The organism is Caulobacter sp. 17J80-11, from assembly GCF_014349105.1.
In the GTDB taxonomy this organism is placed as follows: Bacteria; Pseudomonadota; Alphaproteobacteria; order Caulobacterales; family Caulobacteraceae; genus 17J80-11.
In genome coordinates this window covers 60,941-73,609 of the sequence record NZ_JACSJI010000003.1, presented here as the reverse complement: position 1 = coordinate 73,609, position 12,669 = coordinate 60,941, and the positions used below count along the sequence as shown (strand labels likewise).

14 protein-coding genes are annotated in these 12,669 nt (G+C 71.0%); 7 read left to right on the top strand and 7 right to left on the bottom strand.

Annotated elements, in window-relative coordinates; translation table 11 throughout:
• Window positions 1–43 precede the first annotated feature (43 nt).
• The 6 genes from H8B08_RS04380 to cysS form a co-directional block, all read right to left on the bottom strand.
• Entirely contained in the window at window positions 44–493 is a 450-nt protein-coding gene (locus H8B08_RS04380) for an iron-sulfur cluster assembly scaffold protein (protein ID WP_187448988.1), read from the bottom strand.
• 91 nt (window positions 494–584) lie between these two features.
• The gene (locus H8B08_RS04375) at window positions 585–1,178 is read right to left on the bottom strand and encodes a glutathione S-transferase family protein (RefSeq protein WP_187448987.1); all 594 of its coding nucleotides are present in this window, start codon (window positions 1,176–1,178) and stop codon (window positions 585–587) included.
• A 65-nt stretch (window positions 1,179–1,243) separates the two neighbouring features.
• Complete coding sequence (locus H8B08_RS04370) at window positions 1,244–1,672, bottom strand: SRPBCC domain-containing protein (RefSeq protein WP_187448986.1); 429 nt, start codon at window positions 1,670–1,672, stop codon at window positions 1,244–1,246.
• On the bottom strand, window positions 1,672–3,519 hold the full coding sequence (locus tag H8B08_RS04365) for a M14 family metallopeptidase (protein ID WP_222934309.1): 1,848 nt from the start codon (window positions 3,517–3,519) through the stop codon (window positions 1,672–1,674). Before H8B08_RS04365 ends, H8B08_RS04370 begins: the two co-directional genes overlap by 1 nt.
• A gap of 110 nt (window positions 3,520–3,629) precedes the next feature.
• Window positions 3,630–4,142, bottom strand: a complete 513-nt coding sequence (locus tag H8B08_RS04360) for a DinB family protein (protein ID WP_187448984.1) — start codon at window positions 4,140–4,142, stop codon at window positions 3,630–3,632.
• Window positions 4,142–5,527, bottom strand: coding sequence for a cysteine--tRNA ligase (gene cysS, locus H8B08_RS04355; RefSeq protein WP_187448983.1), 1,386 nt, complete (start codon window positions 5,525–5,527; stop codon window positions 4,142–4,144). The genes H8B08_RS04360 and cysS overlap by 1 nt, the downstream gene beginning before the upstream one ends.
• 177 nt (window positions 5,528–5,704) lie before the next feature.
• Here cysS and folE point away from each other — a divergent pair, with 177 nt between their 5' ends.
• The 3 genes from folE to H8B08_RS04340 all read left to right on the top strand — a co-directional run bounded on the left by folE (window position 5,705) and on the right by H8B08_RS04340 (window position 8,005).
• Window positions 5,705–6,328 (top strand): GTP cyclohydrolase I FolE, encoded by a 624-nt coding sequence (gene folE / locus H8B08_RS04350; protein ID WP_187448982.1) that lies wholly within the window; start codon window positions 5,705–5,707, stop codon window positions 6,326–6,328.
• A 149-nt stretch (window positions 6,329–6,477) separates the two neighbouring features.
• Complete coding sequence (locus H8B08_RS04345) at window positions 6,478–6,921, top strand: biopolymer transporter ExbD (protein ID WP_187448981.1); 444 nt, start codon at window positions 6,478–6,480, stop codon at window positions 6,919–6,921.
• A gap of 73 nt (window positions 6,922–6,994) precedes the next feature.
• Window positions 6,995–8,005, top strand: coding sequence for an RluA family pseudouridine synthase (locus H8B08_RS04340; protein ID WP_187448980.1), 1,011 nt, complete (start codon window positions 6,995–6,997; stop codon window positions 8,003–8,005).
• Here H8B08_RS04340 and H8B08_RS04335 read toward each other — a convergent pair.
• Window positions 8,002–8,877 carry a LysR substrate-binding domain-containing protein gene (locus H8B08_RS04335; protein ID WP_187448979.1) on the bottom strand — a complete coding sequence of 292 codons (876 nt, stop codon included), beginning with the start codon at window positions 8,875–8,877 and terminating at the stop codon, window positions 8,002–8,004. The genes H8B08_RS04340 and H8B08_RS04335 overlap by 4 nt on opposite strands.
• 104 nt (window positions 8,878–8,981) lie before the next feature.
• Here H8B08_RS04335 and H8B08_RS04330 point away from each other — a divergent pair, with 104 nt between their 5' ends.
• The 4 genes from H8B08_RS04330 to H8B08_RS04315 all read left to right on the top strand — a co-directional run bounded on the left by H8B08_RS04330 (window position 8,982) and on the right by H8B08_RS04315 (window position 12,619).
• Window positions 8,982–10,046 carry a YeiH family protein gene (locus tag H8B08_RS04330; RefSeq protein WP_187448978.1) on the top strand — a complete coding sequence of 355 codons (1,065 nt, stop codon included), beginning with the start codon at window positions 8,982–8,984 and terminating at the stop codon, window positions 10,044–10,046.
• 72 nt (window positions 10,047–10,118) lie between these two features.
• Window positions 10,119–10,544 (top strand): CBS domain-containing protein, encoded by a 426-nt coding sequence (locus H8B08_RS04325; protein WP_187448977.1) that lies wholly within the window; start codon window positions 10,119–10,121, stop codon window positions 10,542–10,544.
• A gap of 65 nt (window positions 10,545–10,609) precedes the next feature.
• Entirely contained in the window at window positions 10,610–11,404 is a 795-nt protein-coding gene (locus H8B08_RS04320) for a hypothetical protein (RefSeq protein WP_370545396.1), read from the top strand.
• A gap of 81 nt (window positions 11,405–11,485) precedes the next feature.
• Window positions 11,486–12,619 (top strand): dipeptidase, encoded by a 1,134-nt coding sequence (locus H8B08_RS04315; RefSeq protein ID WP_187448976.1) that lies wholly within the window; start codon window positions 11,486–11,488, stop codon window positions 12,617–12,619.
• Window positions 12,620–12,669 lie beyond the last annotated feature (50 nt).

Here is a 12,669-nt window from a genome sequence, read left to right as displayed (position 1 = left end):
AACGACGGTTCGGCGCGCTTATCGCACTTGCGAAAAGGGCCGATCAAGCCGCGCCGGCGCAGCTAGTTCGCTCGATGGCCTGCCGCGCGGCGGCGACCGCGGCCTCGAACGGCAGCAGGGTCGAGGCGTGGCGGGCGGGATAGGCCTTCACCGGCTCCAGCACGGCGAGGTCGGAAAAACGACCGGTCGGCGCGGGGCCGTCGGACTTCAGCATGGCGCGCAGCTGGTCGCGGGCGGCTTCCAGCTCGGCGACCGTGGCGCCCACGGCCTGGGCCCCCAGCACCGAGGCGGCGGCCTGGCCCAGCGCGCAGCACTGGACGTCCTGGGCCAGGTCCATGACCCGGCCGTCCTCGACCACCACGTCGACCACCACCCGGCTGCCGCACAGCTTGGCGATCCGCTCGGCCGAGGCGTCGGGCGCGGCCAGACGCCCGGCCCGCGGCAGGTGCGCGGCCAGGTTCAGGATCTTGGCGGAGTAGAGCTCGTCCAGCATCGGGCGGAATATGGGGCCGTCACGTTCTCAAATCTACCGTCATCCCGGCCGCAGCTGAGCGAAGCGAACCTTGGGGATCAGCTGATCTCGCTCACGCGTCGTCCTTGGCCAGCGCCCGGGCCAGCGCCGGGCGGGCGTTCGCGCGGGCCAGCCAGTCGTCATAGACCGCGTGCGCCGGCAGGGCCTGGCGGGCGAACTGCAGCAGGGAGACGAACAGGATGTCGGCGGCGGTGAACCGCTCGCCCAGCAGCCAGGGCGAACCCTCGAGCGTGGTGCGAAGACGCTCTTCCATGGCTTCGTAGGCCGCCTTGTCGGCGGGGTCGGCCGAGCCCTTGAAATGGGCGGTGATCACCGGCTCCAGCACGCCCGCGTAGTAGGCCAGCCAGCTGAGGTAGGGGCCGCGCTGCGGCTCGCCCACCGTGAAGCCCAGCTTCGCATCGGGGAACTTGTCGGTCAGGTACAGCGCGATGGCCGCCGATTCCGTGACCAGGGCGCCGTCGTCCAGCAGGGCCGGCACCTGGCCGTGCGGGTGCGGGTTGGCCGGATCGCGCGCCCCCGTCCCGGCCAGCGGCCCGCCCGTGCGCCGGATGTCGACCTTCCGCACCTCGTAGGGCGCGCCCAGCTCCTCCAGCAGCCACAGGAAGCGGGTCGAACGCGAACGCGGCGCGTGGAACAGGGTCAGCATGGCGGCTCCGGAGATTGCGAACAGACAGAGAACATGGTTCTCAAGCTGCGCGCAAGGCCGACGCGTCAGCCGTCGACCTTGGCCCGCAGCGCCTCAGCGAGCTGCTCGAAGGCGGCCTTGCGGACGCGCTTCGTGCGTTTGCCTTCCACCTCGCCGAGGGCGCCCTCGAAGATCTCGCCGATGGCGAAGATGCAGCTGCCGGGCTCCAACTCCTCGATCTCGAAATAGCGGACCGAGCGCGACATGAACCCGCGCTTCTCCGCCCAGATCAGCTGCTGGCGGGGCACCCACTCCACCACCGTCGCGTTGAAGTCGCGCTCCGGCAGGCCCGCGATGGTCTCGCGCACCGACAGCGGCTGGCCGATGCCGATCTTGCCGGAGGCCTTGGGGTGGACCGGGTTCCACGTCCCCCAGCTCTCCAGGTCGGACAGCACCTCCCAGATGGCGTCGGAGGTGGCCTTGATTCCGATGCGGTACTCGACGCGAAACGCCATCAGCGCGGCTCTCCAGAAATCTCCCGGCCCACCGGATAGAGCAGGTAGCGGTCGTCGTAATAAGGCGTGCGCGCGTAGAACCAAGCGAGACGCGCGTCCGGGTCCTTGGCGAAGTCCGGCTCGGCCTTCAGCTTGGCCTCGAATTCGGCCTTCAGCTTCGGGTCGGCGGCCAGCATGCGCTCGGCCAGCGGCGCGATGGCGTAGCCCTCGATGTATTCGGTCCGCTGCAGCAGCTCGGGGAAGAAGCCCCAGGCGAAGAAGGAGTCTTCGCTCTGCGGCTCCAACAGCAGCACGGCCAGCTCGCCCAGCGGCTGGTCGGTCGGCACCCGCACCGAGCCGGCCGGATAGGTCTCGGTCCGGCGCTCGTGCTTGAAGCCTTCGGCTTCGATCGGCACGTGGCCCTCGTTGACCCGCGCGGCCGGCTTGGCCGAGCCGAAGCGGGTCATGTCGACCTGGACCGTGCGCGGCGCGGTCAGGGTCTCCATCTTGATCCCGTGCACCTTCAGGCGCTCGATCACCTCCGGCTTGGTGGCCGGCACCCAGTAGGCGGCCGGTACGTCGAGCGCCAACGTCGGGGCGTCGGTGAACAGCGGCAGCGGCTTGGTTTCCGCCGGCTTTCCCAGCCAGCGCACCTCGTCGCCGCCGGAGGCTTCCGAGCGGTACTTCTCGAAGGCGATCCGCGCGAAATCGCGCTGGCCGGTCGGCGCCTTCCCGGGCTGAGCGTTGGCCATGACCTGGGTCGGGCGGCGCGCGTCGTCCTGGGCTTCGGCCGTCTTCAGCGCCGCGCCGTCGGCGGCCAGCGACTTCAGCGACTGCTCCATCAGCACGTACATGCCCAGCACGCGCTGCTTGTAGGGCTTCAGCGAGTGGTTCTCGACCAGCACGGTCGGCACGCGGATGGCGTCGCCATAGCCGGTCGAGAAGCGCGGCGGCGAAGCCACGCTGGCCAGGCCCGTGTCCGGATTGCGATCGTCGACGCCGAACACCAGCTTGCCGGGGATGTGGCCCTGGCTTTTGAGCGCCTTCTCCACCGCCGGGCGATAGACCTGGTCCAGCCAGGCGCCGCCGGCCGGCGAACGGCCCGTGCGACCGTCCTCGGCCTCGTAGCCGAAGGTGACGTCGTACTGGTAGTCGACGCCGTCGGTGACGTGCAGGTCGATGTAGAGGTCGGGGTTAACCGCCCGGATCAGGCCGATCATGGCCTGCATCTCCGGCGCGTCGGCCTTGGCGTAGTCGCGGTTCAGGTTGAGGTTCTGGGCGGTGGTGCGCCAGCCCTGGCTGACCGGCCCGCGCTGGTTGGGGCGGCTGTAGGGCGAGGTCCGCTCGTGGCCGTCGACGTTGAAGATCGGCACGAACACGAGGTTCACCTTGTCGAGCAGGCCGTCCTTGCCCTTGAAGGCGATGTCGCGCAGCAGCATCAGGCCCGCGTCCTTGCCGTCGATTTCGCCGGCGTGGATGCCGGCCTGGACCAGCAGCACCGGCTTCTTCGGATCGAACTGGGGGCGGCCGCCCACCACCGGGTCCTTGGTGGCGTAGACCACCATCAGCTCGCGGCCCTGGGCCGACTTGCCGAAGGTCGACAGGGTCAGCAGCGGCGAGGCGGCGTCCAGCTTCTCGATGAAGGCGCGGGTTTCGGCGTAGGTCGGGGTTGCGGTGATCCCGGTCGTCTCCGACGGCGTGATCCACGGGTCGTTCGGCTTGGCGATCAGCTTCTCGCTCTTGCCGTGCCAGGCCAGGGCGGGCGGCAGGATGTCGGTTTCCCAGGGCGCCTTGGTCTGCGCCTGCGCGACGCCGAAGGCGCCCAGCGCGACGGCGATCGCCGCCACGGACACGGCCAGCTTGTTCATGGACATCCCCCGTATTCGCTCACGCCGGCGAACGCCGGAATCCGAGCTGTTTATCGCCGAGCGCGGCGGTTCAGTAGCCCTCAGCCGAACAACGAGGGCGGGCCCGCGCCTCACACCGTCCGCGTGATCCCCGCCTCGCGCTGGAAGTAGACCAGGTCCAGCGCCGGCGGCTCGACGCCGGCCAGCGACAGCAGGCCGTGGGCCTGGCCGCGGTGGTGGGTCTGGTGGTTGAAGACGTGGTCCAGCGCGCTCGAAAGCGTCTGCTCCAGCGCCACCCCGCTCATGTTCGCGTAGCCGTAGGGCTCGTCGAGCGCGGCCGGGTCGATCGCGTCGACATAGGCCCTGATCCGCGCGTCCTCGATCAGGCGCATGGCCTGCAGGGTCGCGAGGTCGTCGGCCAACTCGACGTCCAGGCGGTCGTAGCTCGGCCCCTCCCCGGTCAGCCGCCGCATCCATATCCGGTCGGCGACCAGCACGTGGGTCAGCGTCCCGTGCAGCGAGCCGAAGAACGCATTGCGGTCGGCCTTGTACGCCGCCTCCGGCAGGCTCGCGCAGGCGTCGTAGATCCGTCCGTTGGCCCAGGCGTTGTAGGCCGCGAACATGCGATAGCGGTCGAGGGTCATCACCCCGGCTCCTTCATCCGCCAGGTGGCGCCCGTCGGGCCGTCCATCACCTCGACGTTCAGCGCGGTCAGCTCGCCGCGGATGCGGTCGGCCTCGGGCCAGTTCTTGGTGGCGCGGGCCTCGCCGCGGGCCTGGATCAGCGCGTCGACCTTTGCGCGGAAGTCGTCGTCCACGCCCGCCTCGAACCAGGCGTCCGGGTCGCCGGTCAGCACGCCCAGCAGCTCGGCGGCGGCCAGCAGCTCGGCCTTCGCCTTGCGGCGCGCGCCGCCCGATTCGGCGGTCTCCAGCGCCTTGCCCAGCGCGAACAGCTCGGCCACCGCGCGCGGGGTGTTCATGTCGTCCAGCAGCGCCTCCATGAAGGCGGCCGGCGGCTCGACCGGCTCGACCTCCACGCCCTGGGCGCGGCGCAGTGCGCCGTACAGGCGGTCGAGATTCTTGCGCGACTGGGTCAGCAGGTCGTCGGTCCAGTCCAGCGGCGCGCGGTAGTGGGCGGCCAGCAGGGCCCAGCGCACCACCTCGCCCGGCACGCTCTTCACCAGGTCGTGGACCAAAAGGACGTTGCCCAGGCTCTTGGACATCTTCTCGGCGTCCATGGTCAGGAAGCCGTTGTGCACCCAGTAGCGCGCATAGGTCTGGGCGCCGTGGGCGCAGCGGCCCTGGGCGATCTCGTTCTCGTGGTGCGGGAAGATCAGGTCGTGCCCGCCGCCGTGGATGTCGATCGGCATGCCGAGGTTGGCCTCGATCATGGCCGAGCATTCGATGTGCCAGCCCGGCCGGCCCGCGCCCCACGGGCTCTCCCACACCGGCTCGCCGGGCTTGGAGGGCTTCCACAGCACGAAGTCGGCGGGGTGCTTCTTGTAGGGCGCGACCTCGACGCGGGCGCCGGCGATCATGTCCTCGACCGAGCGGCCCGACAGGGCGCCGTAGTCGCCGTAGCTGCCGACGTCGAACAGCACGTGGCCTTCGGCCGCATAGGCGTGGCCGCGCGCCACCAGGGCGCCGATCTGCTCGACGATGGCGCCGATGTGGTCGGTGGCGTGCGGGGCGAGCGTCGGCGCGATCACGTTCAGCCGGCCCATGTCCTCGAGATAGATCTTCTCGTAGCGGGCGGTGATCTCCCCGATCGGCACGCCTTCGGCCGCCGCCTTGGCGTTGATCTTGTCGTCCACGTCCGTGACGTTGCGCGCGTAGACCACGTGCTCGGCCCCGTAGAGCTTCCTCAGCACGCGGTTCAGCACGTCGAACACCACCGCCGGGCGGGCGTTGCCGATGTGGGCGCAGTCGTAGACCGTCGGCCCGCAGACGTAGAGCGTCACCCGCTTCGGGTCCTGCGGCTCGAAATCGCGCTTTTCGCGCGACAGGGTGTCGTAGAGGGCGAGCTTCATGGTCGGGCCGTGTTGCCGGATCGGGGATGCGTCCCATATAGCTTCGCGGCCTCCGGGAAAACCGGGACGGGAACCTCGAAGGTCCCCCCGTCATCCATTCCCGCGATGCAAAGGGCGGCACGCGTCATTCCGGGACCATCGTCCCGGCGCCACTAAGCCGGCCCGGAGAGAAAAAGTATGGACGCTTTCGCCCAGGACCGCGCCGCTCTGAAGGCCGTCGACCTCGCCCCGAAAAAGCCGACCCGCGAAGAAGCCATGCAGGCGGTTCGCACCCTGATCGCCTGGACCGGCGACGATCCGGCCCGCGAAGGCCTGCTCGACACGCCCAAGCGCGTGGTCGACGCCTTCCAGGAGTGGTTCGAGGGCTACGACGCCGATCCGGCCAAGGAACTGGCCCGCACCTTCGAGGACGTGCAGGGCTACGACGACATGGTCATGCTGCGCGACATCGAGGTGGAGAGCCACTGCGAGCACCACATGGCCCCGTTCCTCGGCAAGGCCTACGTGGCCTACCTGCCGACCGACAAGGTCGTGGGCATCTCCAAGATCGCGCGCGTGGTGGAGATCTTCTCCAAGCGCCTGCAGACCCAGGAGACCCTCACCGCCCAGATCGCCGACGCCATCACCGAGAGCCTGAACCCGGCCGGCGTGGCGGTGCTGATCGACGCCGAGCACCAGTGCATGACCACCCGCGGCGTCCACCACCGCCATGTTTCGACCATAACCACGCGGTTCACTGGGGTGTTCAAGTCGGACAAGAGTGCGCAGGAACGCTTCTTGCGGATGACCCAACGGGGCTGATTAAGCCTCGCTTCATTCGCCTGCGGCATGAAAGCGCAACCTCCGAACGTCACGAGGCTTTACATCGGTTGACGTCGGAGCGAATGTCCGGCCGAATTTAAGATCAGAGCTGCGCCCCGAAGGCGCGCTCAATGGGGAGAAGTACGCGAATGGGCGCGAAGCTGTCCGGCGGTGGTGATTCCAAATACACGGTGGCCACGAACGCCGACCTGAACGTCACGCCGCTCGTCGACGTCATGCTGGTGCTGCTGATCATCTTCATGGTGGCCGCGCCGCTGGCCACCGTGTCGATCAAGCTGGACATGCCGCCGGCCTCGCCGCCGGTGGGCAAGGTGGAGCCGCCGGTGTTCATCTCCATCCAGGAGAACGGCGACCTCTTCATCGGCCGCGGTGAAGAGATGAACCAAAAGACCTCGCTCGAGACCCTGGCGGGCGACCTCGCCGGCCGCCTGGGCGGCGACAACCCGACCGAAGAGCAGGTGTTCGTGCGCGCCCAGGCCGACGTCGAGTACGGCCAGTTCATGGAAGTGCTGAACGACCTGCAGGACAACGGCTTCTTCAAGGTCGGCCTGATCAACGAAGACATCTCCTGATCCTTTCGGATCGGCAGAGTTTGGAAGGCCCGGATCGCAAGTCCGGGCCTTTCGCTTTTGAGCGCCCCGCCCGATGAAGCCCGACGACTTCGAGCCCGACCTGGAGGCCGACGACCTCGCCCCCGAGCGCGAGATCGAGGCCGTGCTCGGCCCCGACCAGGCCGGCGTGCGGCTGGACAAGGCCCTGGCCGAGGCGGTCGCCGATCTGTCACGCGCGCGCCTGCAGGCCCTGATCGACGAGGGCGCGGTCACCCTGGACGGCGCGCCGGTCACCTCGGGTTCGGCCAAGGCGAAACCCGGGATCTACCGCATCGCCGTGCCGGCCCCCGCGCCGGCGGAGCCCGAGGCGGAAGCGATTCCGATCACGGTGCTCTACGAGGACGCCCACCTGATCGTGCTGGACAAGGCGGCCGGCATGGCCGTGCACCCGGCCCCCGGCTGCGAGCGCGGCACCCTGGTCAACGCCCTGCTCCACCACTGCGCCGGCTCGCTCTCCGGCGTCGGCGGGGTGGCGCGCCCGGGCATCGTCCACCGGCTCGACAAGGACACCTCCGGGGTCATGGTCGCGGCCAAGACCGACGCCGCCCACGCCGGGCTCTCGGCCCTGTTCGCGCGCCACGACATCGAACGGGTCTACGTGGCGCTCACCCGCGGCGCCCCCGCTCCGGCGCGCGGCACGGTCGAGACCCGAATCGGCCGCTCGCCCGGCGACCGCAAGAAGATGGCGGTGCTGAAGTCCGGCGGCCGCGAGGCGGTGACCTTCTACAAGGTCGAGCGCGCCTTCGGCCCGGCCGACAAGCCGCTGGCCGCGCGCGTCGCCTGCCGGCTGCAGACCGGCCGCACCCACCAGATTCGCGTGCACATGGCCCACAAGGGCGCGCCCTGCCTCGGCGACCCGGTCTACGGCTCCGGCAAGCCGGCCAAGCCGGTGCAGGAAGCGCTGGAGGCCAGCGGCCTCGGCCGCCAGGCCCTGCACGCCGCCGTGCTGGGCTTCGTGCACCCCGTGACCGGCGAGGCCCTGCGCTTCGAAACCCCGCCGCCGGCCGACATGGCCGAGCTGGAGCGGCGGCTGGCGGAGATCTAACCCAGCGTCCCGATCAGCGCCTCGGCCGCGCGGCTGCGGTGGCGCTGCGGGTGGCGCAGCAGTTCGAACGCCCGCTCCGGAAACTCGAACGCGGCGCGCCTGAGCACGCCCGCGCCCAGCATGGGTTCGGCCGCCAACTCCGAGACCGCCGCCGCCAGGCCGCCGGCCCGCACCGCCGCCAGCACCGCCTCGTTCGACGGCAGTTCGGCCGCGACCTCGATCCCGGCCGGATCCAGCCCGCGCCGGCGCAGGGCCTGCTCGAACTCGGAGCGCGTGCCCGAGCCCGGCTCGCGCAGCACCCAGGGCCCCTTCGCCAGCTCGGCGGGCGCGATCGCCGCGCCGGCCGCCCACGGGTGGTCGACGCCCACCACCACGGCGAGTCGGTCGGCGCCCACGCGGGTGCGCTCCAACGTGGCGTCCTCCACCGGGCCTTCGACGAAGCCGAGGTCGACCTCGCCGGCCGCCACCGCCGCGGCGACCTGGGCGGTGTTGCCGACCGAGAGCCGCACCTCCACCGCCGGGTGCGCCTGCCGGAACCGCACCAGCCGCGGCGGCAGCCAGTAGCTGGCGATGGTCTGGCTGGCGTAGATCGCCACCGCGCCGCGCCGCAGCCCGGCCAGGTCGTCGAGCACCTGGGCCGCCGCCGCCGCCCGCGCCAGCACCGCCTGCGCCTCCGGCAGGAAAGCCCGGCCCTCCGGCGACAGCACGAGGCCCCGGCCCACCCGGTCGAAAAGCCGCACCCCGTGACGCGCCTCCAGCGCGGCCACCGCCGCGCTGGCCGCCGACTGGGTCAGGTTCAGGGCTTCGGCCGCGCGGGTCATGTGCAGACGCTCGGCGACGGCGACGAACACGCGGAGCTGTTCCAGGGTCATCCGGACAATCAATCATAATTTCCGATCAGATCAAGCGCGACAACTCGTTTGTCCGATCATCGGCGTTCGGCGCAGGTTCGCAGCCGTCGCCGGCCCGAGTCCCCATGACCACCCTCGCCCTTCCGTCCGCGCCTTCCCTCCGCCGCCTGAGCGAACAGGCCCGGCGCCTGGCCCCCGGCGTCGCCCTGTGCCTGGCCGTCACCCTGGCGGCCATGGGCGTGCAAGCTCTGGAGGAGCGCCTGTTCGGGCGCGCCTGGATCGAGGGCCTGGTGCTGGCCATCCTGATCGGAACGGCCGTGCGCACAGCCTGGAAGCCCGGCGCGGCCTGGAGCGCCGGCGTCGGCTTCAGCGCCAAGACCCTGCTGGAGATCGCCGTGGCCCTGCTGGGCGCCGGCCTCAGCGCCGCGGCCCTGCTGGCCGCCGGCCCGGGCCTGCTGGCCGGCATCGCGGCCGTCGTTGTGATCGCGCTCGTCGGCGGCTACGGCCTCGGCCGCACGCTGGGCCTGCCGCGCCGCACCGCCGCGCTGGTGGCGACCGGCAACGCCATTTGCGGCAACTCGGCCATCGCCGCCGTCGCGCCGGTGATCAAGGCCGAGCCCGAGGAAGTCGGCTCGGCCATCGCCTTCACCGCCGTGCTGGGCGTGATCGTGGTGCTGGCCCTGCCCCTGCTGGTCCCGGCCCTTCACCTCAGCCAGCTGCAGTACGGGACCATCGCCGGCCTGACGGTCTACGCCGTGCCGCAGGTGCTGGCCGCCACCGCCCCGGTCGGGCCCCTCGCCCTGCAGGTCGGCACCCTGGTCAAGCTCGCCCGCGTGCTGATGCTGGGCCCGGTCGTGGTCGGCTTCTCGCTGCTGCAGAACCGCCGCGCGGCCGCGGCCGGCGAGACCCTGGCCCGCCCGCCCCTGCACAAGCTGGTGCCGTGGTTCGTCGTTGCCTTCCTGCTGCTGGCCGTCCTCAACTCGCTGGGCGCGATCCCGCACGCCCTGGCCACGCCCATGGCCTCGACCGCCAAGCTGCTGACCGTGGTCTCCATGGCCGCGCTCGGCCTCGGCGTCGACGTCCGCACGGTGGCCAAGGCCGGCCCGCGCGTAGCGGCGGCGGCCACCGGCTCGGTGATCGGCCTGGCCCTGGCGGGCTTGGTCCTGGTCAAGCTGCTGCATCTGGCCTGACGGGAGGGCCGGAACCCGGCTCCGCTCTAGGGGTTTGTTCGGGGCCACCCCGCTCACCCCAGGAGATTTCCCATGAAAGTCCGTGACTTGATGACCCGCGACGTGGAGGTGGCGCGGCCCGAGGAGCCGATCCAGAGCGTCGCCCAGCGCATGGCCCGCGGCGACTTCGGCTTCATGCCGGTGGTCGACGGCAAGCGGCTGATCGGCGCCGTCACCGACCGCGACCTGGCCATCCGCGCCGTCGCCGGCGCCCTGCCGCCGTCCACCCCGGTCGGCGAGGTTATGACCCGCGACGTCAGCTTCCTGAATGAAAACGACGACCTCGAAACCGTGCTCAACAAGATGAGCGGCGAACAGATCCGCCGCCTGCCGATCGTCAACGACGCGCGCGACCTGTGCGGCGTGGTCTCGATCGGCGACATGGCCGCCAAGGTGAAGGAACGCTACGCCGGCGAGGCCCTGGAGGCGATCTCCAAGCCGGCCGCAGGGCACGCGTAAACCCTTAGCCCTCCGCTAACCCTTGGCCTGCAGGATGGGTCCTGAATTTCTTCAGGTCCGCGGCAATGGCGAAGGCGCAGTTCCAAAAGGGTCAGAAAGTCTGGGTCGAGTGCGTCGGCGCCTGGGCGGTCGTCGAGAAGGTCCAGCCGGTCTGGGCCAAGGGCTTCGACGAGCCCGTGCGCATCTCCTACGACGTCGGCTTCGGGCGCGAGTTCCTGGCCGACGAGCTGGAGGCCGAGCGCGGCGACGACGCGCCTTCCGCCGCCAAGGCCGGCGAGTGGCGGATGCTGCGCGCCAAGAACAAGTGGCAGCAGCCGGAAGAGTGCGGCCACCACCCCTATCCGGGCAGCTATCCGGTGGTGGTCACCGACCCGAACGACTGGGGCGGCTGGCGCGTGCCGGGCGCGGAATACGACCGCGACCCGCACAAGATCGAGTTCCAGGCCCGGCTGATCGGCGCCTCGCCCAAGCTGATGCGGCTGGCCGAGGAGTTGGCCGAGGCGGTCGCCGACGCCCCGCACGACGCGCCGCCGGAGATGGTGCGCCTGGCCCGCGCGGCCGACGCGATCCTGCGCATGGTCAAAGACCACAACGCTCCGCCCCGCCGCGAGGGACCTGCCGCGACCGCAGCGGCCGCAGCGGCGGCCGCCGCCCCCGTAGAGGCGCCCGGCCCCGTTCCGACGGCCGGCTCGGCCCGGCCGATGCGCAACCTCGCCCCGGACGCCAAGGCCCAGGCCCCGATCATCGACGCCGAGCCGGCCCGGCCCAAGGCAGAGCCCACCGTGCTCGAGCCGGACAAGCCGAAGGAAAGCGAAGCCGCCGACCGCTTGCGCGCCCGGCTTATGCGCTTCACCGGCTGAGGTCGGCCTCGCCCTACCGATCGTTCATTTGACACCCCCGCCCCCGCGCCGCGACATCGCCGGACAAGGCGGGGGACTTCCATGATCGAGACGATGAATCGGCGCGGCCTCCTGGGCGCGGCGCTCGGACTGAGCGCGGCGACGGCGCTGGGCGGGCGCGCCCTGGCCGGCGAGGACCCGGCGGCGGTCGTCGAGCGGCTGTTCCGCACCGGCCTGATCATCGACGGCAACCTGGCCGCGCCGATCGACGACTCCGCGCCGCTGCCCAAGGAATTGGCCGACAAGGTGCTGAGCTCGGCCCTGACGGCGGCCAAGGTCACCGTGGTCGGCCCGGGCACGGGCTACGACGACACCAAGACGATCCTGGCCGCCTACCAGAAGTGCGCCGAGATGAACCCCACCGTGTATCGCAACGTGCGGACCGTGACGGAGATCGAGGCCCTGCGCGGCGAGGGGCCGGTCGGACTGATCTGGTCGTTCGAGACCACCGAGATGCTCGACGGTCAGCCCGAGCGGATCGGCGAGTTCGCGGCGCTGGGCGTGAAGGTGATGCAGCTCAGCTACAACACCGCCTCGCCCTTCGGCGGCGGGGTGATGACGCCGGCGGCGGAGGCCACGGGCCTGACGGAGCTCGGCCGCCAGGCGATCGCGTCCATGGAAGCCAACCACGTGGCCCTCGACCTCAGCCACAGCGACGAGCGCACGGCCCTGGACGCCGTCGCCGTATACAAGCGCCCGCCCCTGCTGACCCACACGGGCGCGGCGGCCGTCCACCCGCACCCGCGCAACAAGTCCGACCGGGCGATCCGGGCGGTCGCCGACAAGGGCGGGGTGGTCGGGATCTACGACCTCTCGTTCATCACCCCGCTGCGCCCCAGCCAGCCGACCGTCGACGACTACATGGCCCACCTGATGCACGTGCTGAAGGTCGCCGGCGAGGACCATGTCGGGGTCGGCAGCGACGCCGTCCTGACCGGCTGGGACACCTCGCCCGAGAGCATGAAGCGCTGGGATGAGCAGAACGAGGACCGCAGGAAGCGCGGCGTCGCCGCCCCCGAGGAAGGCCGTCCGCCCTACGTCGAGGGCATGAACCGCCCCGACCGCATGAAGGTCGTCGCCGCCGAGCTGCTCAAGCGCGGCGTCAGGGAGAGGGCGGTGGCCAAGATCATGGGCGGCAACTTCGCGCGGGTCTTCCGGGACTGCTGGGGCGGCTAGGAGCCGCCCGGCGAGACCGTCGTTCCGCCAAGCTGGAACGAAGCGGCGTC